Consider the following 23,041-nt stretch of genomic DNA (forward strand, 5'->3'; position numbering starts at 1 on the left):
TGTTAGAATATTAGGGAACAAAACATAGAATCGAGGAAAAAATGAGAGACCTTTTAGCTTCTTTGAACGAACAGCAGGCTGAGGCAGTCCGTCAGATTGCCGGGCCTATTTTAATTTTGGCCGGGGCCGGCAGCGGCAAGACCAAAGCCCTGACCACCAAAATTGCCTACCTCCTGGAAAAAGGGGTGAAGCCCTGGAACATCCTGGCCATCACCTTCACCAACAAGGCGGCCAAGGAAATGCGCCAGCGGGTGGATGCCCTGGTGGGCCCTTCCGCCAAGGACGTGTGGCTGTACACCTTTCACGGGTTCTGCAACCAGCTGCTCCGGCGGGACATCAATGCTCTTCCCGGGTACACCACGTCTTTTTCCATCTATGATCCTTCCGACTGCAAAAACGTGCTGAAGGAAGCTCTGAAAAAGCTGAACCTGGACGAGAAGTTCTATCCCCTTCCGGGGCTCCTGGCCACCATTTCCAATGCCAAGAATGCCCAGGTGGATGCGGCGGCTTTTGCCCGGCAGGCGGAGGACTACCATGCCAAGAAGGTGGCGGAGATCTACGCTGAATACCAGAAGCATCTGGTCCAGAGCAATGCGGTGGATTTCGACGATCTGCTGCTGTTGACGGTGAAGCTGCTCCAGACCGTGCCGGAAGTCCGGGAAAAATACCAGAACAAGTTCCATTACGTGCTCATCGACGAGTACCAGGACACCAACCATGTCCAGTACCTGCTGGCCAAACTGCTCAGCGCTCCGGAAAACAACCTGTGCGCGGTGGGGGATATTGACCAGAGCATCTACGGCTGGCGGGGTGCGGACATCAGCAACATCCTGGATTTCGAGAAGGACTACCCCCAGGCCCGGATCTTCAAGCTGGAACAGAATTACCGGTCCACCCAGGTGATCCTGGATGCGGCCAATGAAGTGATCAAGCACAACGCCGCCCGCCGGCCCAAGAACCTGTGGACGGAAAATGGCAACGGCCAGCCCATTGCCTACTACCAGGCCCGGGACGACCGGGAAGAGGCGGAATTCGTGGTGGGCCAGATCCGGAAGCTCCAGAATGACGGCACCAAACTGGGGGATATGGCCATCCTGTACCGGACCAACGCCCAGAGCCGGATGTTTGAAGAAAACCTGATCAACAACGGGATCCCCTATGTAATGGTAGGGAGCCTGAAGTTCTACGACCGGAAAGAAGTGAAGGATACCCTGAGCTATCTCCGGTTCCTGGCCAACGAACGGGACATCCAGGGGCTGGAGCGGATCATCAACGAACCCAAGCGGGGCATCGGGGCGGCTACCGTGGCCAAGGTCCGGAGCTTGTTGGAAGAAAGCGGCATGACCCTGCCGGAAGTGCTCCAGACCGTCCAGGCCAAAGAGGTGCTGGGCCGGGCCTTTGGGAAAATCCAGGCCTTCAGTGACATGATCCAGGAACTGGCCCGGGTGAAGGATACCCTGCCGGTGAAGGACCTGATGACCCAGGTGCTGGAAAAATCCGGGTATCTGGAAGCTCTTCGGCTGGAAGGGTCCGACCAGTCCAAGAGCCGGCTGGACAATCTGAACGAATTCCTCCGGATCGCCGACGAATTTGCCAAGGATCCCGGGGAAGAGAACAACAAGACCCTGGAAGACTTCCTGAACCATGTGGCCCTGGTGGCGGACATCGACGACGCCAAGCTGACCCAGGATTCCGTCACCCTCATGACCCTCCATTCCGCCAAGGGGCTGGAGTTCCCGGTGGTATTCATCGGAGGCATGGAAGACGGCCTGTTCCCCAGCCAGCGGAGTCTGGAAGACGAGGACAAACTGGAAGAAGAACGGCGGCTGTGCTATGTGGGAATCACCCGGGCCAAGAAGCGGCTGTATCTCACCAGCTGCTGGAGCCGGATGGTGTACGGCCATGTGGTCATGTATCCCCCTTCCCGGTTCCTCCAGGAGATTCCCCGGAACCTGATCGAAAACGTGGCGGTGCGCCGGAGCACCTACGGAAGCTACGGGGGTCAGCGGGGCCATCAGGGCAGCGCCGGCACCCATGCCAGCCTCCGGAACATTGCCCGGAACCGGGGAGGCAGCATCCTGGATACCCCATCTCCCCGGAGCCATTTCGTGCCGGAAGGGGGTCCGGTGCCGGAATTCCGGGCCGGGGACAAATGCCGGCACAAGAAGTTCGGGGTGGGGACCATCATCGAAGCCCGTCCTGACGGCAGCGAGGGTCAGCTGGTGACTGTGGCCTTCCCGGGCAGCGGCATCAAACAGCTGGCCACCAAATACAAGATCCTGCAGAAAATCTGAGGAGCAGAGTGCCATGAGTGAAATGACCAAAGAGGCGGCGGCAGCCCGGATCAACGAGCTGCGGGCCGTGATGAAAAAGAATTCCTATCTGTATTATGTCCAGGACAATCCCCTGATCACCGATGCGGAATACGATGCCATGATGCGGGAACTGAAAGCCCTGGAAGCAGAGAATCCGGAGCTTGTGACCCCGGATTCTCCCAGCCAGCATGTGGGAGGCTATGCCAAGCCAGGATTTACGGAAGTCCGGCACATGACCCCGCTTTTGAGTCTGGCCAATGCCTTTTCCCCGGAAGAGATGGAAGAGTTCGACCGGCGGGTCCATGAAGGGCTGCCGAAGGATGCCAAAGTCCAGTATGTGGTGGAACCCAAGATCGACGGCCTGGCCTGCAGCATCATTTATGAAAATGGCCGGTTCGTCCGGGCGGCCACCCGGGGTGACGGAGTGGTGGGGGAAAACGTTACGGAAAACGTCCGGACCATTGCCAACATTCCCAAAGTGCTGAAGCCCATTCCCGGCATGGAGATCCCGGAGCTTTTGGATGTGCGGGGAGAAGTGTACATGCCCCGGCAGGCCTTTGTGAAGCTGAACGAGGAGCGGCAGGAAGCCGGGGAACAGGAATTCGCCAACTGCCGGAATGCGGCGGCCGGATCCCTGCGCCAGCTGGATCCCCGGGTCACCGCCAAACGGTCCCTGGCCTTTTTTGCCTATGGCATCGGAGTGGGAGCCGGGAACCTGCCCACCCACAACGCCTCCATGGACATGCTCCAGCAGTACGGGTTCACCACCACCGAAGGCCGGACCCTGGTGGACACCATCCAGGAAGCCAATGAACTGATCAAAAAGCACGGAGAACGCCGGGCCTCCCTGGGCTACGACACCGACGGAGTGGTGGTGAAGGTAAACGACGTATGGCAGCAGAACCTGTTGGGAGCCACCGGCAAGGATCCCCGCTGGGCCATGGCCTACAAGTTCCCTCCGGAACAGGCGGAAACGGTGCTGGAAGATATTGTGATCCAGGTGGGCCGCACCGGGGTGCTGACCCCCACTGCCGTACTTCAGCCGGTGCGGCTGTCCGGCAGCACCATCAGCCGGGCCACCCTCCACAATGAAGATTTCATCAAAGAACGGGATATCCGGATCGGGGACCATGTTATCATCAACAAAGCCGCGGAAATCATTCCGGAAGTGCTCCGGGTGGTGCCGGAAAAACGGACCGGGGAGGAAAAAGAGTTCCACATGCCGGAAACCTGCCCGGAATGCGGCTGGAAGGTGGAACGGAAGGCGGGAGAAGCGGCCTGGCGCTGCACCAATCCCCACTGTCCGGCCCTGGGACGGGAAGGGCTGATCCATTTTACCAGCCGGGACGCCATGAACATCGACGGCTGCGGCCCCAGTGTGCTGGCCCAGCTGACGGCAGCCGGGCTGGTGAAGGATCCGGGAGATCTGTATCTCCTGACCCGGGAACAGGTCCAGCAGCTGGACCGGATGGGCCCTAAAAGCGCGGACAACCTGATCAGCGCCATCGAAGGGAGCAAGAGCCAGAGCCTGGACAAGCTGCTCTTTGCCCTGGGGATCCGTCACGTAGGGGCCAAGGTGGCCCGGACCCTGGCCCAGAAATACGGCACCATGGACAAGCTCATGGCAGCCACCCAGGAAGACCTGGCCCAGACACCGGACATCGGTCCGGTGATTGCGGAAAGCGTGGTCACCTGGTTTGCTGATCCCATGAACCAGGCCTTTGTGGAACGGCTGAAGGAACTGGGGCTCAATATGGAAATGACCTCCGGACCGGCTCAGGATGAGAACCATCCCTTCTATGGGAAGACCATGGTGTTCACCGGTACCCTGCCCACCCTGGACAGAGCCACCGCCCAGACCATGGCCCAGGAAGTGGGGGCCAAGGTCACCAGCAGTGTCAGCAGAAAGACTGATTACGTAGTAGCCGGAGCTGACCCGGGCAGCAAGTACACCAAGGCACAGAATCTGGGAGTGACCATCCTGGACGAGGCAGAGTTTTTGCGGCTGTTGGGGAGATAAGGGGGCGTGAAAAAATTCACACTCCCGGTCGCGGGCCACGGGTCACGACTCGCGATCTGCGACCCAAGAAGGGGGCTGTTGCTCATGCAACAGCCCCCTTCTTGCTGGAGTGATGAAAAAAAGACTGCCCGAAGGCAGTCTTTTTTTTTATTTGTCGGCAACTTCTACTTTGCCGGTGAACAGTTCCTTGGTGCAGCTCCGGACCACGTTGATGGCCAGGAACATCAGGCACAGGGCTACTACCAGCTGGAGACCTTCCACCATGGGGAAGAACACACCAGCCATGGCTTTCTTGTAGATGCCGTAGATGGACAGGCACAGGGCGCTCATGGTCACCAGGAACATGAAGGTCATGGGGATGTAGAGCATCCAGCTCTTACGGCCGGTCACTTTCAGGAATACGGCCAGGGCAACCAGGCACAGGGCACTGAGCAGCTGGTTGGCAGCACCGAACAGCGGCCAGATGTTCATGTAACCGCCCAGGCACAGCAGGTAGCTGGGGATCAGGGTCACGATGGTGGCCACATACGTGTTGCTCAGGAACTTGGCCACGGAACCCTGTTCCTTGCCTTCTTCCGGAGCCAGGATTTCCTGGAGCATCATCCGGCCGATACGGGTTACCGCATCGATGGTGGTCATGGCCAGAGCGGATACGCACATGGTCACGATGCAGGTGCTGTAATATTTGGGAATACCGAACATGGTGAAGTAGTTGCCGATGGCACCACCGAAGATAGCAAACGGAGTGGCTTTGGGCAGCTGGCCGTTTACAGCCACGGAGCAGGCGATAACCAGGGAAACCACACCCAGGGTGGATTCAATCAGCATGGAACCGTACCCAACGGGCAGCATATCTTTTTCATTGGAAATGGTCTTGGAGGAAGTACCGGAAGAAACCAGGGAATGGAACCCGGATACAGCCCCGCAGGCGATGGTTACAAACAGGATGGGGAACAGAGGCTTGCCGGCTACATCAAAGGAAGTGAAGGCAGGCATATTAATGGAAGGATTCCCAACAATGATCCCAACCACACCGGCCAGGATCATACCCAGCAGCAGGAATACGGACAGATAGTCACGAGGCTGGATCAGCAGCCACATGGGCATGATGGAAGCAGCGAAGCAGTAAGCATAGGTCACATACAGCCAGGTGGTACGGGAAGCATAGATGGGATGGGCAATGCCCAGGCTCACCATGGCGATCATGCACAGGATTCCCAGGATCAGTTCTTTGGAACCGTGGATGTTGAACCGGCGGGTCACCACACCGAAGATCATGGCAACCACGATGTAGATCATGGAAATGGAAGCGGCGGAGGCGTTGGGCCCCATCATTTCGCCGGTTTTGGAGAAGCCGTTGAAGGTGCTGGCCATAATGTCGGAGAAGGCGGCGATTACCAAGAGGGAGAACAGCCAGCCGAACATCAGGAACATTTTGCAGCCGGTATGGCCCACGTATTTTTCAATCAGGGCACCCATGCCTTTGCCGTCGTTCTTCACGGAAGCATAGAGGGCGGTGAAATCCTGTACAGCACCGAAGAATACGCCGCCTACCAAAATCCATAAGAAAGCAGGAACCCAACCAAACATGGCGGCGATAATCGGACCGGTTACAGGGCCGGCACCGGTAATGGAAGAAAACTGATGGGCAAATACCGTGAAGCGGGAAGCAGGGGCAAAGTCCTTGTCATCCCGGAAACGGTAGGCAGGAGTTTTCGCATCCGGTTCGATTCCCCAGGTCTTTACCAGCCAGCGGCCATAAAACATGTACGCGCAGATAAAGATTACGATAGCAAGACACACAAGCGTTAATCCGTTCATCATCATCACTCCTTCGAAAAAAATCCGACACTCGGGAATGCAAGTGCCGTGATCAAATCGGATGCTTGTTTATGGTACGTAATTTATCACTACCGGATACAAATGTCAACAGTTTTTGTATACCTCATACAATATTTTTTCAAAGTGTTATCGAGATAAAAACAACTATGGGAATTAACAGAGAATTTGTCCACTGCAGAAGAATTTTCGCCATTTAGAAACAATTTCTTGTGCGCGGAAGGAAGACAAAGGGGGGCGCTGCACGTTGTGTGCAGCGCCCCCTTTGTCATTCGTAATGATTCAATATACTTTTGATCCGTTCCTTTTTGCTTTTGGGAACTTTCCATTCATAGTTCCTGTAGTTGTTCTCTCTGTGGTCGGTGGAATAGTCGGCGTAATCGATATCCCAGTTCTGTTCGTAGCTGCGGTTGTAGTCTCCGTGGCCGTCATCCAGCTGATATCCGGCAAACATGGCATCCTCCTTTGGGAAAAACAGATCCTTCTATAACAGTAAGGTTTACAGTTAGGAAGTTTTGTATCATATACTGGTAATTTTAGCACAAACATTGTACAATGAATACAGAGAAATGAAAACACTGTACCGTGGAATCGGTTAGGGGAGTGGAGAGTCATGAAAATCGTTACCTTCGAATACGACAGCGATGTACAGGTGGGGATCATTTCCGAGGATGGAAAATTTGTGATCCCGGCCAACAAGTACAACAATATGTATGAACTGATCCAGCAGGCGGATTTTGAAGAACTGCTGGCTATTGCCCGGGTGGACATGGGTGCGGTTCCCATTGACCAGGTCAAGCTCCTGGCTCCCATTACCCATCCCCGGAATGACATTATCTGTCTGGGCATCAACTACAAATCCCACGACGACGAACTGCCTGATGAATATGTACCGGAAAAAATCGTCCAGCGGCAGGTACCTGTGTACTTCTCCAAACGGGTGGACCGGGCGGTGGATCCGGACGGGACCATCGACGGCCATTTCAATGTGGTGAAGGAACTGGACTATGAATGCGAATTGGCGGTGATCATCGGGAAGGAAGCCCGGGATGTGGCGGAAAAAGATGCCGGGGACTATGTGTTCGGCTATACCATCATTAACGATGTAACCGCCCGGGACGTGCAGGTGGCCCATAAACAGTGGTATTTCGGGAAGAGCCTGGACACCTTTGCCCCCATGGGGCCCTGCATCGTTACGGCGGATGAATTTGATTTTCCGCCGGCGCTCCATCTCACCTGCAAGGTGAACGGGGAACTGCGCCAGGACAGCAACACGAAACTGCTGGTTCACGGGATCCCTTACATCATCAGCGAACTGAGCAAAGGGATGACCCTCCGGGCCGGGACCATCATTGCCACCGGTACTCCCGCCGGCACCGGCATCGGCATGAACCCGCCCCGGTTCCTGAAAAGCGGGGACGTGGTGGAATGTTCCATCGAAGGAATCGGGACCCTGCGGAATAGGGTGAAATAAATAAGAAAAGGGGCTGTTGCATGCGCAGCAGCCCCTTTTTCTGTCTCAAGCCGGGAGTCTCATGCCAAAGGACGCCAAACGCGGCGGCGTTTGGCTGGGAATGGAGACGCCGCTGACGCGGCTAACCCACCACCATTGCGCAAGCGCAACGGTCCCCCGCCCTTGCAAAGGGCGGATAATGGGTACGGGGGCTTGCGCCCTGGTACCCCTAAAAAGCAATGGGCTCCAGCCCGAGCATATATCCGTCCCTTTTCAAGGGCGGGGGACCAGCCGTAAGGCTGGTGGTGGGTTAGCAGCCAACGGCTGCGTCTTTCCTCAAAGAAACCCGCCGGCTGCGGGTTTCTTCCAAAACAACCAACGCTGAACCCATACAACAAAAAAGGCTGCCTTCCGGCAGCCTCTGCTTTTTATCTGGTGGAACTAACTGGACTCGAACCAGTGACCCCCACGATGTCAACGTGATACTCTAACCATCTGAGCTATAGTTCCATAAGCAACAAACTTATTCTAAACGATAATGGGGTTCTTTGTCAAGTGGGTTTCCTGTTTCTTTTTTCTTCCGGAAACGATATAATGAAAGGAACAGTCAATCAACTCGTAACAAGCAGGAGGAATGGAGTTTGTCGGAAGTGACGGAAAAACGGTTTGAATTCCAGGACGCCCGGGAAATGGTGGCGGTACTGGGAGAAACAGATGAATACCTGAAGCAGATGCAGGAGAGCCTGGGCTGCCGGCTGATCCCCCGGGGAAACGAACTGATCGCCCAGGGAGCGGAACAGGATGTGGAGCTGGCGGACCGGCTGATCCGGGAGTTGCTGTACCTGTACCGCCAGGGGCTGCCCATTACCCAGCATGATGTGAAATACAGCCTGAAACTGGTCCGGGAAGGCCAGGAGGAACAGCTCCACAAGCTGTTCACCGATACGGTGCTCACCACTGTCCGGGGACGGCAGGTAAAGGCCAAGACCCTGGGCCAGATGCGGTATTTGAAGACCATTGCCCAGAACGACATTACCATTGCCATCGGGCCCGCCGGTACCGGGAAGACCTACCTGGCGGTGGCCATGGCGGTGAAGGCCCTGAAAAACAAGGAAGTGGAACGGATCATCCTCACCCGTCCCGCGGTGGAAGCCGGGGAAAAGCTGGGCTTTTTGCCCGGGGATCTCCAGGAAAAGGTGGATCCCTATCTGCGGCCTCTGTATGATGCTCTGTACGAAATGCTGGGGATGGAGGCCTTCCAGAAGAACCTCCAGCGGGGGATCATCGAAGTGGCCCCTCTGGCCTACATGCGGGGCCGTACCCTAAATGATGCTTTCATCATCCTGGACGAGGCCCAGAACACCACCCAGGAACAGATGCGGATGGCCCTTACCCGGTTCGGCTTCGGCTCCAAGCTGGTGGTCACCGGGGATGCCACCCAGGTGGACCTGCCGGGAGGACGGCCTTCCGGACTGGTGAATGCGGCCCAGGTGCTCCAGGACGTGCCGGGGATCGGCATCATCCATTTTTCTGAACAGGATGTGGTCCGGCACGAAATCGTGGGGGCCATCATCCGGGCTTATGAAAAATACGACCGGGCCCGGAAGGAACACCGGCAGCCCGGTGCTGACAGGAATAAAGGAGAAGGAAAATGATCGTTACCCTGGAAAACAACCAGACGGAGATTGCCATTCCGGAAGAACTGGAAGAGACCCTGAAAAAGGCCATGGACATTGTGGCCCGGAAAGAGGAACTGACGGACAATACGGAAGTGGACATTACCATTGTGGACAATGAAGAGATCCATACCCTGAACCGGGAGTACCGGGGCATCGACCGTCCTACGGACGTGCTGAGCTTTGCCCTGGACGAAGGGGACGAGGAACCGGAAGTGGACGACGGGGAAGCGGAACACCTGCTGGGGGACGTAATCATCTCCGCTCCCCGGGCCGTGGAGCAGGGAGAGGAATTTGGCCATGGGCTCACCCGGGAAATGACCTACCTGGCGGTCCATGGCATGCTCCACCTTTTGGGCTATGACCATATGGAAGAGGCGGACAAACGGGTGATGAGGGCCCGGGAGGAGGAAATCCTCCGGGAACTGGACCTGGCGGAGGAAAACTATGGAGGCTGAACTGGACCGGGAGCTGTTTGAAGCGGCCTGTGCCGTGCGGAAAAATTCCTACAGCCCCTATTCCCATTTTGCGGTGGGAGCAGCGGTCCGGGCAGCGGACGGCCGGATCTTCACCGGCTGCAATGTGGAAAACGCTTCCTATGGCCTGAGCCTCTGCGCGGAACGGTGTGCCATCTTTGCCGCCGTGAAGGAAGGGGTCAGGGAGTTTGCCGCCCTGTGCGTCACTGCCGATACTCCGGAACCGGTGTCCCCCTGCGGGGCCTGCCGGCAGGTGATGGCGGAATTCCGCATCCCCCGGATCTATCTGACCAATGTGAAGGGACAGGTAAAGACCGCCACGGTGGCGGACCTGCTGCCCTATGATTTCAGTTTGTAATACAGAAAGGACTTATATGGAAGAACAGAATACCCAACAGCATCGCTCCGGTTTTGTAGCCGTGGTGGGACGCCCCAATGCAGGAAAATCCACCCTGGTGAACCATCTGGTGGGGGAAAAGGTGGCCATTATCTCCGACCGGCCCCAGACCACCCGGAACCGGATCCTGAGCATCCTGAGCACGGCGGAAGCCCAGATGGTGTTCCTGGATACCCCCGGCCTCCACAAACCCCAGGACAAACTGGGAGAACACATGGTCCAGGCGGCCCTCAATGCCATCAAAGAAGTGGATGTGGTGCTTTTTGTGGTGGATGCCTCGGAAAAACGGGGGAAGGGAGAACAGGTGATCCTGGAACGGCTGCGGGAAGACTGCAAAGCGCCGGTGATCCTGGTGCTGAACAAAATCGACCGGCTTGCGGACAAAGCGGTGCTCCTGCCCATGATCGACAAATTCCGGAAGGAATATCCCTTCCGCAGCGTATTGACCCTGTCCGCTCTGGAAGATGAGGACTTTTCGCCTCTGCTCCAGGAAATCCAGAGCTGCCTGCCAGTGGGGCCTGATTTCTATCCGGAAGACATGTATACGGACCAGCCGGAACGGGTGATGGCGGCGGAAATCATCCGGGAGAAGATCCTCCAGCTGACCCGGGACGAAGTGCCCCATGCGGTGGCGGTCCAGGTACAGGAAATGAAGACCCGGCCCAACGGCATGGTGTATGTTCGGGGAGACATTTATGTGGAACGGGATTCCCAAAAGGCCATCCTGATCGGGGCCAAGGGGAAGATGCTGAAGGAAATCAGCCAGCGGTCCCGGGAGGATATGGAAGCTTTCCTGGGGAACCGGGTGTACCTGGAACTGTGGGTGAAGGTCCGTCCCAAATGGCGGGAAAAGGAAGGGGACCTGAAACGGCTGGGGCTGGCCGGAGACCGTCCCCAATATTGACCGGACGCCGGGAAAAAGTGTATAATTTGAGCGATATACCCCGCCGGAAAAACCGGCAAAATGATCAAAGGAGAGATGTCCTATAGACGCGGGACCTGCGCTTGGGCGCATACTGAAACCAATCTTATATCCATTTGCTTATCTGTTCTGGCATGTGGGCGCTGCCCTGTACCATTTCATGGGGGTGGAACCGGCCCAGAAAGGGGCCAGCCATTCGGAGGATGACATCCGGAAAATGGTCAGTGCCAGTGAAAAAGGCGGCAGCATCGACCCGGTGGAAAGCCGGCTCATTGACAATGTATTCGATTTTGCAGACCGGGTGGCCCGGGAAGTGATGGTGCCCCGGCAGGACATGGTGTGCCTGTTCGTGGACGACCCCATCGAGGAAAACATGAAGGTGATCCGGGAATCCGGCCACACCCGGTACCCTCTCTGTGAAGAGGACCGGGACCATATCCTGGGGATGGTCCACATCCGGGAATTCATGAATGCGGACTACCGGCAGCCGGGCTTCGACCTCCGGTCCATTATGCGGGAAATCGATGTGGTGCCGGAAAGCATGTCCATTGCCAAGATCCTCCAGCTGATGCAGCACAAGCATGTGCAGATGGCGGCGGTAGCCGATGAATATGGGGGCACCGCAGGGCTGGTGACCATGGAAGACCTGCTGGAAGAAATCGTAGGGGATATCCAGGACGAGCATGATACGGATATGCCGGAAATCAACAAGATGCCCGACGGGTCTTATGTGTTCGACGGACTGGTGCTCCTGGATGAAGTATCGGAAATCATGGGGATCCAGTTCGATGATCCGGAAGAGGACACCATCGGAGGTTATGTGTTCGGCCTCATCGGCCGGCAGCCGGTGGTGGGCGACAGTGTGGAGGAAAACGGCTACAAGTTCGAAGTGCTGGATTCCACTGGGTTCCGGGTGCTCCGGGTCCGGGTGATCCCTTTGAAAAAAGACAAGAAGGAAGCGGCTGTCCATGAGCAGTGAAGTGTTTCAAGACGAAGCAGTGATCCTCCGAGTAAAAAACTGGCAGACTGCGGATAAATACGCAGTCTGCTTTTGTCGTGAACACGGCAAAATCCCCTTTGTGGCCTATGGAGCGGCCTATCCCCGGAGCCAGAGCGGCCGCCTGGTCCAGCCTTTTGCCCATCTCCGGCTGAGCCTTTCCCCAGGGAGGAAGGTGGCTTCTCTCCGGAGCTGTGAAAGCCTGGAGATGCCCCTTGCCATGGACTGGGAGAACCTGGCCTACGGAGCCATTATCGGGGAAGCGGCAGAACATCTCCTGGGGGATGAGGAACCCCAGGAAGAAGTGTTCCTGCTGCTGCTGGAAGCCTTCCGTCTTTTGGGGAAACGGAACCGGCGGCTGGTCACCGACAGCACCCTGCTGAAGCTGCTGGCCCTGTGCGGGCTGAATCCCATCCTGGACCAGTGCACCAGCTGCGGGGAACCGGTGACGGAAGACGGATATTTCAGCCTGGTCCAGGGGGGCTTTTTGTGCAAAAACTGTGCCATGGGGGATGAACTGCCCTTTACGGTAGCCACCCGGGACCTGATGGACCGGCTGCTCCATTTGGATCTCCAGTCTCCCCCGGATTTCACCGTCAGGGGCCGGGAACTGATGGCCATGGAGAAGATCCTCCACCAGTTCATCCTGTACCAGACGGACCGGCCCCTCCGGAGCCTGGAATTCCTGGCCAAAATGGAGAAAACCAGCCATGGATAAGGTGCAGCTGAGCAAACTGATCCTCCGGCAGCGGAAGGACCTGATTTTCTGGGTGGTGCTGCTGTTCAACACCCTGACCACCTTTGCCACTCCGGCACTGGACTGGTATTTTCCTCTGAAACTGGTGCTGCTGTTCTGGGTGGGGTCCGGGGTGTGGCTGGCCCTGCCGGTGATCGAACGGCTGAAGAAGCGGGAAAAAGCCTGGCATCTGGCCACAGTGGCTCTGGTGCTGGGGACTTTGTACCTGTTTCCGGCGGCCTGGCCGCTGCGGGTGGAATATCCCCTGCTGGAACTGTGGTTTTTGGTGACAGTGCCCTGTACCTGGTACAGTGTGTGGCATTTCTTCGGCTGGCGGAAAATACGTCAGCCCCGGGGCGCCCTGTGGACCCTGTGGCCGGTGCTCATGACACTGGGGGCCCTGTGGGCCGTGTGGGACACGGACAAGGGAGCCCTGGGGGCGGCCTTCCTCCAGCAGCTGTTCTACCTGGCCCTGGGGCTGGAATACTGCCGCTGCGGTGCCCATTACCAGCACCGGCTGCTGTTCAACGGAGGTCTGCTGCTCATTACGGCGGCCTTCTGGAGCTTTCTCACATCCTTCGTATTCATCCTCCCGGAGCCGGTGTATCCGGTTCTGTGGGCAGTCTGGCTGGGGGTCCTGAACTGGATTTTTCCGGAGCTGGGGGAGAGGCAAACAGTCACTGGTCTCTAGTCCGCAGCCCATGGAGACCATCTGCCCGGGGCAGATGGTGATGAATGGAAACGCAGCCGGGGGCTGCTAACCCACCACCAGCCTTGCGGCTGGTCCCCCGCCCTTGAAAAGGGCGGATAGGGGCTCGGGCCTGCGGCCCATTGCTTTATGCACAAGGGCGCAGCCCGGCGTGCAGTATATCCGCCCTTTTCAAGGGCGGGGGACCGTTGCGCCTGCGCAATGGTGGTGGGTTAGGCGCCGCCATTTGTTCGGCGCCGTATCCTTTGACCAACGATTCACGATAAACGACAAACGAGGTATACCCATGAAACTGATCACCTGGAATGTAAATGGCCTTCGGGCCTGTATGAACAAAGGCTTTGCTGATTTTATGAAAGAGGCGGACGGGGACATTGTCTGCGTCCAGGAAACCAAGATGCAGCGGGAACAGGCGGATTTCCAGTTCCCCGGCTACCATGAATACTGGAACAGCGCGGTGAAAAAGGGCTATTCCGGCACCGCTATTTTTTCCAAGACGGAACCGTTGAAAGTGACCTACGGCCTGGGCCTGGCGGAACACGACCAGGAAGGCCGGGTGATCACCGCCGAATACCCGGATTTCATCCTGGTGAACGTGTACACCCCCAATTCCCAGCGGGGGCTTACCCGGCTGGACTACCGGATGGACTGGGAGGACGTGTTCCAGGACTACTGCGCCAGACTGGCAGAACAGAAGCCGGTGATTGTCTGCGGGGACATGAACGTAGCCGCCCAGCCCATCGATCTGAAGAATCCGGACAGCAACCACAAGAACGCAGGGTTCTCGGACGAGGAACGGGCCAAGTTCCAGCAGTTCCTGGATCACGGGTTCGTGGATGCTTTCCGGAGCCTGTATCCGGACAAGACCGGTGCCTACACCTGGTGGTCCTATATGTTCAAGGCCCGGGAACGGAACGCCGGGTGGCGGATTGACTACTTCCTGGTGTCCCAGAACGGGAAAGACCGGATCCAGGACGTGATCATCCACAATGAAGTCATGGGCAGCGACCACTGCCCGGTGGAATTGGAGTGGAAATAGGAGGTACAGGATGGAAGGGGCATTTATCGGAGATATTGTGGGATCGGTTTATGAATGGTCCGGGCACAAAGGGAAGAAATTTCCCCTGTTCGGTCCCGGCTGCCGGGCAACGGACGATTCCCTTATGACCCTGGCGGTGGCAAGGGCCTTTGGGGAGGCCCAACAGGCCGGGAAACTGCTGGAGGCGGATACAGTGCTGCCCCTTCTGGCCCGGGAAATGCGGAACCTGGGGCAGAAGTATCCCAATGCCGGGTTCGGGGGCAAATTCCGGCTGTGGCTCCGTGATCCGTCTCTGGGGCCCTATGGCAGCTTCGGCAACGGAGCGGCCATGCGGGTATCCCCGGCAGGGTGGTTTGCTTCCACCCTGGAAGAGGCCCAGCATCTGGCAGTATTGTCCTGCCAGGTGACCCACAACCATCCGGATTCCTACCGGGCGGCCCGGGCTGTGGCCGGGGCGGTGTTCCTGGCCCGGCAGCACAAGAACAAGGACCAGATCCGCACCTATTTGCGCCAGTACTATCCCCTGGATTTCCGGCTGGAGGAGATCCGGGACAGCTATCAGGGGGATGCCACCTGTGAGGGCTCCGTGCCCCAGGCCCTGGAAAGTTTCCTGGAGGCGGAAGATTTTGAAGACGCCCTCCGGAACGCCGTGTCCCTGGGCGGGGATACGGATACCCTGGCCGCCATGGCCGGCAGCATCGCCGAACCTTTCTTCGGGATCCCGGAACTGATCCTGGCAGAGGGAAGGAAGTTTTATCTGCCGGAGATGCGGGAGATGGTGAAGTGAAAAAGGGGTGCTGCACGCAGCACCCCTTCGTTGACCGTTGACAAAAAGAGGATGCTGCACGTGTGTTTTTTGCGCGTGCAGCATCCTTTTTTTACGTAAACTCCTTCACGATCTTGATATATTCCTGGGCGTGGAAGGGGAGGTAGCCGTTTTTCCGGTAGGCGGCCACGAAGGTAACCGTAGTGTTGGGACTGCCTACGGAAAACAGGGCCAGCTGGCTCCGGTCCGGGATGTACTTCAGATGGGTCTCGGTGATGAAGGTGAACCCGTAGCCCCGGGCCGCCAGTTCCGCTTCTGCCTGGATATTCTTGGTTTCCAGGATGATCCGGGGCTCCAGGTGCTGCTGCCGGAACAGCCGGTCCACCACCTGCCGGGTCCGCTGACTGGGGTTCTGGACGATGAACCCCTGGTCCTTCAGGAGCCGCAGGTCCATATGGGGATACCGGCAGTCCTTCTTCTTCCGTCCGTATCGGGTGAATTCACTGTCTTTGTGCATCACCAGCACCACTTCCTCCCGGCTGATCACCGTAGTGGCCAGCCCGGGCTCCGGGTCCAGATAGTTGAAAAAGGCCAGGTCGATGTCCCCGTCCAGGAGCAGCCGGACCAGATGGTCCGAATTGGCCTCGTGGACGTCAATCCGTACATTGGGGTATTTTTCATGGAACAGGGGCAGGGTGATGGGCAGCATATAGGTGCCCCGCATGGTGGGAAATCCGATTTTCAGATACCCTTCGTTGTTCTTGATAATATCCCCCATTTCCTGGTCCAGGGCCCGTTTGGCCTCCAGGATCTCCCGGGCTCGCTGGAGGTACCGCTCCCCGGCGTAGGTGGGCTGGTACCGGTTCCCCAGACGCTGGAACAGAGGCTGGTGGAGTTCTGTTTCCAGGGCCTTCAGGAATTTGGACAGGGTGGGCTGGGTGAGATGGAGGGCTTCTGCTGCCTTGGTGATGTTCTGGTGCCGGGCAATGGCCAGCACATAGTTCAGTTCTTTGAAATCCATGGCATCCTCCTTGTTTTTTCTTCGATTATACCCTGGATCATTCCTGAAAACCATAGCTAATATAGAAAACATGAATTGTTTTTATTGTACTGAAAATACAAAAATTCTCTTTTCTTTCTGTACAGAACCCTTCAAGCGGATAAAAAGTGACAAAATAACTGATTTTATAAAAAGTACTGTTCAGAAAAAAGCTTTTCTTCGTAAATTTGGGCCTAAAAGTATGAATTAAATTCATGATGAACTGATAAAAGATGAATTTAACCCATTCTGAAAATTCTGGTACCATAGAGTCAACGAAAGAACGGAGTTCAGGAATCCAGGGAGGTACAGAAACATGGAGAAAGCATACAAACTGCCGGTAACGATACTGCGGGGAGGCACCAGCAAAGGGATCTATCTGCTGGAAAAGGATCTTCCGGCCAATCGGAAACAGTGGGATGCCCTGCTGCTGCGGCTCATGGGAAGCCCGGACAAGAAACAGATCGACGGACTGGGAGGCAGCCAGTCGGTGACCAGCAAAGTGGCCATCCTCCGGAAATCGGACCGGCCTGACGCGGATGTGGATTACACCTTCGCCCAGGTTTCCGTGGACAAGGCTGTGGTCAGCTACGGAGGCAACTGCGGCAACATTTCTTCCGGGGTCGGGCCTTTCGCCATTGAAAAGAAACTGGTGCCGGCTCTGGAAGGCACTACCCTGGTGCGGATCTACAACACCAACACCGGCAAGGTGATCCAGGAAGAAGTCCCCACCCGTGACGGGCAGGTCCAGTATGAGGGAGAATTCCGGATCGCCGGGGTGCCGGGGACGGCGTCTCCGTTGAAACTCCGGTTCGTGGAACCGGCGGGGACCCTGGGGAAAGGGCTGCTGCCCACCGGGAATCCGGTGGATGTGCTGGAAGTGCCGGGGAAGGGTCCGGTGGAAGTATCCCTGGTGGATGCGGCCAACCCTCTGGTATTTGTCTGGGCCGCTGACCTGGGTCTTACGGGAACGGAACTGCCGGATGCCATCAACGGAGATCCGGAACTGCTCCGGCTGCTGGAAACCATCCGGGGCCTGGCAGCGGTGAAGCTGGGACTTTGTGAGAAACCGGAAGAAGCGGCCTGGGTGACTCCGGGACTGCCCAAGATGACCCTGGTGGCTCCTCCTGCCTCCTACACCACTTCAGCAGGGGAAACCATAGAAGCTGACCAGGTGGACCTGGTGGCCCGGATGATGTCCATGCAGAAGGCTCATCCCAGTTACGCCATGACGGGAGCCATGTGCACCGCGGCCGCTGCAGCGGTCCCCGGCACCCTGGTCCGGCAGGTGTTCCGTCCGGAAGGGGATCTCCAGAACATCCGGATCGGTCATCCGGGAGGGATCCTGCCCTGCGGAGTGGAATGGAAGGAAAATGGAACGGTGCCGGAAATCCTGGATACCTTCGGGTACCGGACAGCCAACCTGCTGTTGGAAGGCCTGGCCCGGGTACGGGTCTGATACAGAAGAAAAAGGAGAATGGATATGGACTTCAGTGTAATTTCCCTGCTGGTGCTGGCCCTGGTGGTCGCCGTAGGGTTCATCAAAAAAATCAACATCGGTTTCTTCTCTGTGGGGGCCGCCTTCCTGCTGGGTATGGCGGGGAACCTTTCGGCCAAGGCCATTGTCAGCGGGTTCTCCAGTTCCATGTTCGTAACCCTGGTAGGGGTCACCTTCCTGTTCGGCATGGCTTCCGCCAACGGCACCCTGGATCTGTTTTCCAAAAAAGTGGTGGCCCTGGTGGGGAAACGGACCTACCTGATTCCCATCCTGATGTTTGTGCTCAGCGCCTTCATCTCTGCCATCGGACCTGGCCACATTGCCGCAGGGATCCTGATGACCACCTTCGCCGTGTACCTGGCCTTTGAGCTGAAGATCAACCCTATGGCCACGGCTCTGTACGCCAAACTGGGGGCCAACGCCGGCTGCGCTTCTCCTCTGTCCCTTACCGGGATCCTGGCCCGGAACCTGTCGGAACCTTATGGCATCGACGGCTTCGGCCTCCACCTGTTCCTGACCACTCTGCTTTCCGGCTTTGTGTTCACGGTGGTTGTCTACCTGCTGTACAAAGGGTACAAGGTGAACGGGGACAACCCGCTGAAACTGTCCGACATTCCCGCTTTCAACCGGGAACAGAAAATCACCATGGGCGCCATTGCCGTCATGGTCATCTTCTGCATCGGCTTCAAGATGGATACGGGGCTGTTCGCCTTTGTGGCGGCTGCCGTGCTGATTCTCCTGAAATGCGCTGACGAAAAACAGGCCATCCGCCAGATTCCCTGGGGCACCCTGATGCTGATCTGCGGAGTGGGGATGCTGGTCAGCGTGATCACCAAACTGGGAGGCATCAAACTGGTGTCCGACTTCCTGGCTTCCTTTATGACCGCTTCCACCGCCGTGCCCATTATGGCCGCGACTTCCGGGATCCTGTCCTGGGTCAGCTCCACCACCGGTGTGGTCATGCCGGCTCTGTATCCTATCGCTCACCAGATCACCGGTACCTTCGGAGGCAGCGTCAGCTACGTGGAACTGATCTCCGCCATTACCGCTACCTCCTTTGCGGCGGCCATCAGCCCTCTGTCCACCGGCGGGGCCATCATCATGTCCTCCTATTCCGCAGCCAAGGAAACCACCACCTACGAGATGAACAAAATGTTCAAGACCCTGTTCCTGCTCAGTGTGGCCAATGTGGGCATCAATGTGATCATGGCAGCCCTCCATGTATTCTTCCTGGGCGGCCTGTTCCTGTAATCTATCCATGAGGTGAATGAAATGATTGAACTGACGAAAAACGGTGCATATCTGCTGAACGGCCGGGAACTGATCCCGGAAGAGAACAAGGCCCTGGGAGAACAGAAACTGGGCCGGAAACTGGAAAGGGAAGAAGGCCGGAAGGGGACCATTGCCTGGGGCATCCTCCAGGACCACAACACCAGCGGTTCCCCGGATCATCTGAAGATCCGCTATGACGCCCTCACTTCCCACGACCTGACCTATGTGGGGATCATCCAGACCGCCCGGGCTTCCGGCATGGACCATTTCCCCATGCCCTATGTGCTCACCTGCTGCCACAATTCCCTGTGCGCCGTGGGAGGCACCATCAACGAGGACGACCATCTCTTCGGCCTCACCGCCGCCCAGAAATACGGGGGCATCTTCGTACCGCCCCATGTGGCCGTGATCCACCAGTACATGCGGGAAATGCACGCCGGCTGCGGGAAGATGATCCTGGGTTCCGACTCCCATACCCGGTACGGGGCCCTGGGGACCCTGGCCGTAGGCGAAGGGGGCGGGGAACTGGACAAACAGATCCTGGGAGACACCTGGGACACGGATTACCCGGAAGTGGTGGCCGTGTATCTTACCGGCCGGCCCCAGCCCTGGGTGGGACCTCAGGACATTGCCCTGGCCCTGTGCCGGGCGGTGTTCAAGAACGGCTACGTGAAGAACAAAGTGATGGAATTCGTGGGACCCGGGGTTTCCTCCATGTCCACGGACTACCGGAATGCGGTGGACGTAATGACTACGGAAACCACCTGCCTGTCGTCCATCTGGCGGACTGACGAAGATACCCGGGCCTTCCTGAAGGAACATCACCGGGAGGCCGATTACAAGGAACTGAATCCGGGAGAAGTGGCCTATTATGACGGCTGCATCCAGGTGGACCTGTCCCAGGTGAAGCCCATGATCGCCCTGCCTTTCCATCCTTCCAACGCCTACACCATCGACGAACTGAACGCCAACCTGGAAGACATCCTCCGGGAAACGGAAAAGAAAGCGGAAGAAGTGTCCCAGGGACGGGCTCCCTATACCCTTACGGACAAGATCCGGGACGGGAAGCTCCAGGTCCAGCAGGGGGTCATCGGAGGCTGTTCCGGCGGGAATTACTCCAACGTGGCGGAAGCCGCCGCTCTCCTCCGGGGCCGGTCCATGGGCAGCGGGGAATTTGCCCTGAATGTGTATCCGTCTTCTCTGCCGGTGTACATGGATCTGATGAAAAAGGGCCTGCTGGGAGATCTGATGGCTGCCGGAGCCGTGGTAAAGACCGCCTTCTGCGGACCCTGCTTCGGGGCAGGGGATACCCCCAACAACAACGGCCTGTCCATCCGGCACAATACCCGGAACTTCCCCAACCGGGAAGGATCCAAACCGGGCCAGGGACAGATGGCGGCGGTGGCCTTGATGGACGCCCGGAGTATTGCGGCTACCGCAGCCAATAACGGCATCCTGACTTCCGCGGAAGCCTACGGGGATGTGTTCGGCAGCGTACCGGAATACCATTTCGACGACAGCGCCTACAAGGCCCGGGTGTACAACGGCTTTGGCAAACCGGAACCGGAACAGAAACTGTTCTACGGTCCCAACATCAAGGATTGGCCGGAAATGCCGGAACTGGGAGAAAATGTACTGCTCCAGGTGTGCTCCAAGATCCTGGACCCGGTGACCACCACCGATGAACTGATCCCCTCCGGAGAAACTTCCTCCTACCGGTCCAACCCTCTGGGCCTGGCGGAATTCACCCTGAGCCGCCGGGATCCGGGCTATGTGGCACGGACCAAGGCGGTGAAGGAACTGGAACTGGCCCGGGAAGCCGGCAAAGACCTGCTGCTGGAGAAACCGGAACTGGGGACTCTGTTCCGCCGGATCCAGGGGATCCCGGGAGGAGAAGGGGCTGCCCTGTCCAATACGGAAATCGGGTCCCTGGTGTACGCCACCCGGCCCGGTGACGGGTCTGCCCGGGAACAGGCAGCCAGCTGCCAGCGGGTGATCGGGGGCCTGGCCAACATCACCCAGGACTACGCCACCAAACGGTACCGGAGCAATGTGATCAACTGGGGGATGCTGCCCTTCCACCTGAAAGGAGAACCGGAAGGATTTGAAGTGGGAGACTGGATCTTCGTGCCGGGAATCCGGGAAGCCCTGGACGGCAGTCTGGACCAGATCCGGGCCTGGGTGCTGAAAGAGGGAGAACCGGTGGAACTGACCCTGTTCATCAAACCCCTGACCCAGGAAGAAAAAGAAATCATCAAGGCCGGGTGCCTGATCAATTACAATCGGAAGAAATAAAAAAGGGGGTGTTGCACGTTGCGTGCAACACCCTATCGCTGTCAGCTGCCAACGGTCAGCGGCCGTTGACAAAAACCGGCTGCCTCAGGCAGCCGGTTTTCTCATCCCCGCCCATACAAACAGCACCAGAGCAACGCCGAAGGACACCAGGGCGGTGACTTGGGCGCTTTTGAGGCCCCACAGCATGGGTTCCACGTAATCTCCCCGGAGAAATTCCAGGAAGAACCGGAGCAGGCTGTAGAGCATTACATAAAGGCAGCAGGGCTGTCCTTTTTTGGGTCTGGTGGTCTGGAACAGCAGCAGCAGAGCAAAAAGGATCACATCGATCTGGCCTTCCCACACTTCTGCCGGCCACAGGGGAACCGCTCCGTAGGTGGCCCGGGCCAGGGTCCCTGCCGGATACAGGATGCCGAAATCTCCTCCCGTGGGAGCCCCGAAGGCATCCCCGTTCAGCAGGTTGGCCATCCGGCCGATGCTCTGACCGATGAACAGAGCCGGGCAGATCACATCCAGCATGTCGATCCAGTTGACGTTGTGCCGCCAGCAGTACAGGGCACCGCCCAGCACCCCTCCCAGGATGCCCCCCTGGATGGCCATGCCTCCCTGCCACACAAAGGGGATTTCCAGGAGATGGGCACTGTAATACCCCCAGTCAAAGAAAAACACATCCCAGAGCCGGGCTCCGATGAGCCCGCAGAAGCCTCCGTAGATGCCGATGTCCGGCAGGTACTTCTCCCAGCCCCGGCCGTCCCGCCAGGCCAGGAAATAAGCCACGGCGGTGGCCATGAAAATGGCGATGCACAGCATGATCCCGTACATGCGCACCGGGAAGCCGCCTACAAAAAACAGATATTGATGCACGATGGGTCCCTTTCTTCAATCGCAAATCTTCACCAGATGGAAATCCACATAATCCGCCGCCACCAGCCGGTACCGGGTGCCGTCCCGTTCTCCCTGGAACAGGTTCAGGAAATGGGCCGCATCCCCGTGGACATGGCCGTAGATGCACTGTTCCACCTGGTACTTTTTGCACAGTTCCGTAAAGCCGGTGACTTCTTCCGGGTTGTACAGGGGAGGGTAGTGGAGGGCGGCGATCAGGTGCTTCGCCCCGGCCTCCCGGGCTCCGGCCAGGCTCCGTTCCAACCGCTGGCATTCCCGGTCGTAGACCAGCTGGTCGTGTTCTCCGAACCCGGGCATGCTGGGCAGGTTCCAGCCCCTTGTGCCGCACAGGGCCACATCCCCTGTCTGGTAGAAGGTATTGTGGAGAAAATGGACTTTGGGGGGCAGAGCCGCCTGGAGTTTCTTTAAGGAATTCCACCAGTAGTCATGGTTCCCCTTGAGGATCACCAGATCCCCGGGGAGGGCCGCCAAAGGTCCCAGATCCTTTGCCACCGCGTCTTCCAGATCCATGGACCAGGAGGTGTCTCCCACCAGGAGCACTGTGTCTCCGTCCTTTACCGTTTCCTTCCAGTATGTGATGACTTTTTTTCGATGGCCCAGCCACTGGGCTCCAAAAACCTCCATGGGCTTTGTGGGGGGTTCTCCGGAAAAATGCAGATCCCCCATGGCATAAATTGCCATTGTTCCCACTC

20 protein-coding genes and 1 tRNA gene are annotated in these 23,041 nt (G+C 57.7%); 15 read left to right on the forward strand and 6 right to left on the reverse strand.

What is annotated here, in order from left to right:
- Window positions 1-41: 41 nt before the first annotated feature.
- Both pcrA and ligA read left to right on the forward strand, forming a co-directional pair.
- Complete coding sequence (gene pcrA, locus ACTQY5_RS08215) at window positions 42-2,294, forward strand: DNA helicase PcrA (protein ID WP_441369062.1); 2,253 nt, start codon at window positions 42-44, stop codon at window positions 2,292-2,294.
- A gap of 13 nt (window positions 2,295-2,307) precedes the next feature.
- Entirely contained in the window at window positions 2,308-4,335 is a 2,028-nt protein-coding gene (gene ligA / locus ACTQY5_RS08220; protein ID WP_441369063.1) for an NAD-dependent DNA ligase LigA, read from the forward strand.
- A gap of 147 nt (window positions 4,336-4,482) precedes the next feature.
- On the opposite strand, the gene ACTQY5_RS08225 is transcribed toward ligA, so the two are convergent.
- Together ACTQY5_RS08225 and ACTQY5_RS08230 are read right to left on the reverse strand one after the other, a co-directional pair.
- Complete coding sequence (locus ACTQY5_RS08225) at window positions 4,483-6,156, reverse strand: carbon starvation CstA family protein (RefSeq protein ID WP_279127327.1); 1,674 nt, start codon at window positions 6,154-6,156, stop codon at window positions 4,483-4,485.
- A 286-nt stretch (window positions 6,157-6,442) separates the two neighbouring features.
- Window positions 6,443-6,628, reverse strand: coding sequence for a hypothetical protein (locus ACTQY5_RS08230; protein WP_022487748.1), 186 nt, complete (start codon window positions 6,626-6,628; stop codon window positions 6,443-6,445).
- A 159-nt stretch (window positions 6,629-6,787) separates the two neighbouring features.
- Here ACTQY5_RS08230 and ACTQY5_RS08235 point away from each other — a divergent pair, with 159 nt between their 5' ends.
- Window positions 6,788-7,648 (forward strand): fumarylacetoacetate hydrolase family protein, encoded by an 861-nt coding sequence (locus ACTQY5_RS08235; protein WP_288310564.1) that lies wholly within the window; start codon window positions 6,788-6,790, stop codon window positions 7,646-7,648.
- Between the two features lie 412 nt (window positions 7,649-8,060).
- Here ACTQY5_RS08235 and ACTQY5_RS08240 read toward each other — a convergent pair.
- Window positions 8,061-8,137, reverse strand: a tRNA-Val gene (locus ACTQY5_RS08240).
- A gap of 131 nt (window positions 8,138-8,268) precedes the next feature.
- Here ACTQY5_RS08240 and ACTQY5_RS08245 point away from each other — a divergent pair.
- The 9 genes from ACTQY5_RS08245 (at window position 8,269) to ACTQY5_RS08285 (ending at window position 15,366) form a co-directional block, all read left to right on the forward strand.
- The gene (locus tag ACTQY5_RS08245; RefSeq protein ID WP_022487750.1) at window positions 8,269-9,282 is read left to right on the forward strand and encodes a PhoH family protein; all 1,014 of its coding nucleotides are present in this window, start codon (window positions 8,269-8,271) and stop codon (window positions 9,280-9,282) included.
- On the forward strand, window positions 9,279-9,761 hold the full coding sequence (gene ybeY, locus ACTQY5_RS08250; protein WP_022487751.1) for an rRNA maturation RNase YbeY: 483 nt from the start codon (window positions 9,279-9,281) through the stop codon (window positions 9,759-9,761). The genes ACTQY5_RS08245 and ybeY overlap by 4 nt, the downstream gene beginning before the upstream one ends.
- Entirely contained in the window at window positions 9,751-10,137 is a 387-nt protein-coding gene (locus ACTQY5_RS08255) for a cytidine deaminase (RefSeq protein ID WP_022487752.1), read from the forward strand. The genes ybeY and ACTQY5_RS08255 overlap by 11 nt, the downstream gene beginning before the upstream one ends.
- A 16-nt stretch (window positions 10,138-10,153) precedes the next feature.
- Complete coding sequence (gene era, locus ACTQY5_RS08260; protein ID WP_022487753.1) at window positions 10,154-11,080, forward strand: GTPase Era; 927 nt, start codon at window positions 10,154-10,156, stop codon at window positions 11,078-11,080.
- A gap of 154 nt (window positions 11,081-11,234) precedes the next feature.
- Window positions 11,235-12,077 carry a hemolysin family protein gene (locus tag ACTQY5_RS08265; protein WP_022487754.1) on the forward strand — a complete coding sequence of 281 codons (843 nt, stop codon included), beginning with the start codon at window positions 11,235-11,237 and terminating at the stop codon, window positions 12,075-12,077.
- Window positions 12,067-12,813, forward strand: a complete 747-nt coding sequence (gene recO, locus ACTQY5_RS08270) for a DNA repair protein RecO (RefSeq protein WP_022487755.1) — start codon at window positions 12,067-12,069, stop codon at window positions 12,811-12,813. Before ACTQY5_RS08265 ends, recO begins: the two co-directional genes overlap by 11 nt.
- Complete coding sequence (locus ACTQY5_RS08275) at window positions 12,806-13,522, forward strand: hypothetical protein (RefSeq protein WP_022487756.1); 717 nt, start codon at window positions 12,806-12,808, stop codon at window positions 13,520-13,522. Before recO ends, ACTQY5_RS08275 begins: the two co-directional genes overlap by 8 nt.
- A gap of 304 nt (window positions 13,523-13,826) precedes the next feature.
- Window positions 13,827-14,579 (forward strand): exodeoxyribonuclease III, encoded by a 753-nt coding sequence (locus ACTQY5_RS08280; protein WP_022487757.1) that lies wholly within the window; start codon window positions 13,827-13,829, stop codon window positions 14,577-14,579.
- 10 nt (window positions 14,580-14,589) lie between these two features.
- A complete protein-coding gene (locus tag ACTQY5_RS08285; protein ID WP_022487758.1) occupies window positions 14,590-15,366 on the forward strand; it encodes an ADP-ribosylglycohydrolase family protein in 777 nt (258 codons plus the stop codon).
- 91 nt (window positions 15,367-15,457) lie between these two features.
- Here the strand turns inward: ACTQY5_RS08285 and ACTQY5_RS08290 are convergent, their stop codons facing one another.
- Window positions 15,458-16,366, reverse strand: a complete 909-nt coding sequence (locus ACTQY5_RS08290) for a LysR family transcriptional regulator (protein ID WP_022487759.1) — start codon at window positions 16,364-16,366, stop codon at window positions 15,458-15,460.
- A gap of 334 nt (window positions 16,367-16,700) precedes the next feature.
- Between ACTQY5_RS08290 and ACTQY5_RS08295 the strand changes: the two genes are divergently transcribed.
- The 3 genes from ACTQY5_RS08295 to ACTQY5_RS08305 are packed head-to-tail and all read left to right on the forward strand — an operon-like array spanning window position 16,701 to window position 21,449.
- Window positions 16,701-17,843 carry a 2-methylaconitate cis-trans isomerase PrpF family protein gene (locus tag ACTQY5_RS08295; RefSeq protein ID WP_022487760.1) on the forward strand — a complete coding sequence of 381 codons (1,143 nt, stop codon included), beginning with the start codon at window positions 16,701-16,703 and terminating at the stop codon, window positions 17,841-17,843.
- A 24-nt stretch (window positions 17,844-17,867) separates the two neighbouring features.
- Entirely contained in the window at window positions 17,868-19,133 is a 1,266-nt protein-coding gene (locus ACTQY5_RS08300) for an SLC13 family permease (protein WP_022487761.1), read from the forward strand.
- 21 nt (window positions 19,134-19,154) lie between these two features.
- A complete protein-coding gene (locus tag ACTQY5_RS08305) occupies window positions 19,155-21,449 on the forward strand; it encodes a hydratase (protein WP_441369064.1) in 2,295 nt (764 codons plus the stop codon).
- A gap of 84 nt (window positions 21,450-21,533) precedes the next feature.
- On the opposite strand, the gene lgt is transcribed toward ACTQY5_RS08305, so the two are convergent.
- The gene (gene lgt, locus ACTQY5_RS08310; RefSeq protein WP_288310550.1) at window positions 21,534-22,310 is read right to left on the reverse strand and encodes a prolipoprotein diacylglyceryl transferase; all 777 of its coding nucleotides are present in this window, start codon (window positions 22,308-22,310) and stop codon (window positions 21,534-21,536) included.
- Window positions 22,311-22,325: 15 nt separating this feature from the next.
- Window positions 22,326-23,030 (reverse strand): metallophosphoesterase, encoded by a 705-nt coding sequence (locus ACTQY5_RS08315; protein WP_288310549.1) that lies wholly within the window; start codon window positions 23,028-23,030, stop codon window positions 22,326-22,328.
- Between the last annotated feature and the right edge of the window lie 11 nt (window positions 23,031-23,041).

It is taken from the genome of Acidaminococcus sp. HCP3S3_H5, from assembly GCF_052122235.1.
GTDB lineage: Bacteria > Bacillota > Negativicutes > Acidaminococcales > Acidaminococcaceae > Acidaminococcus.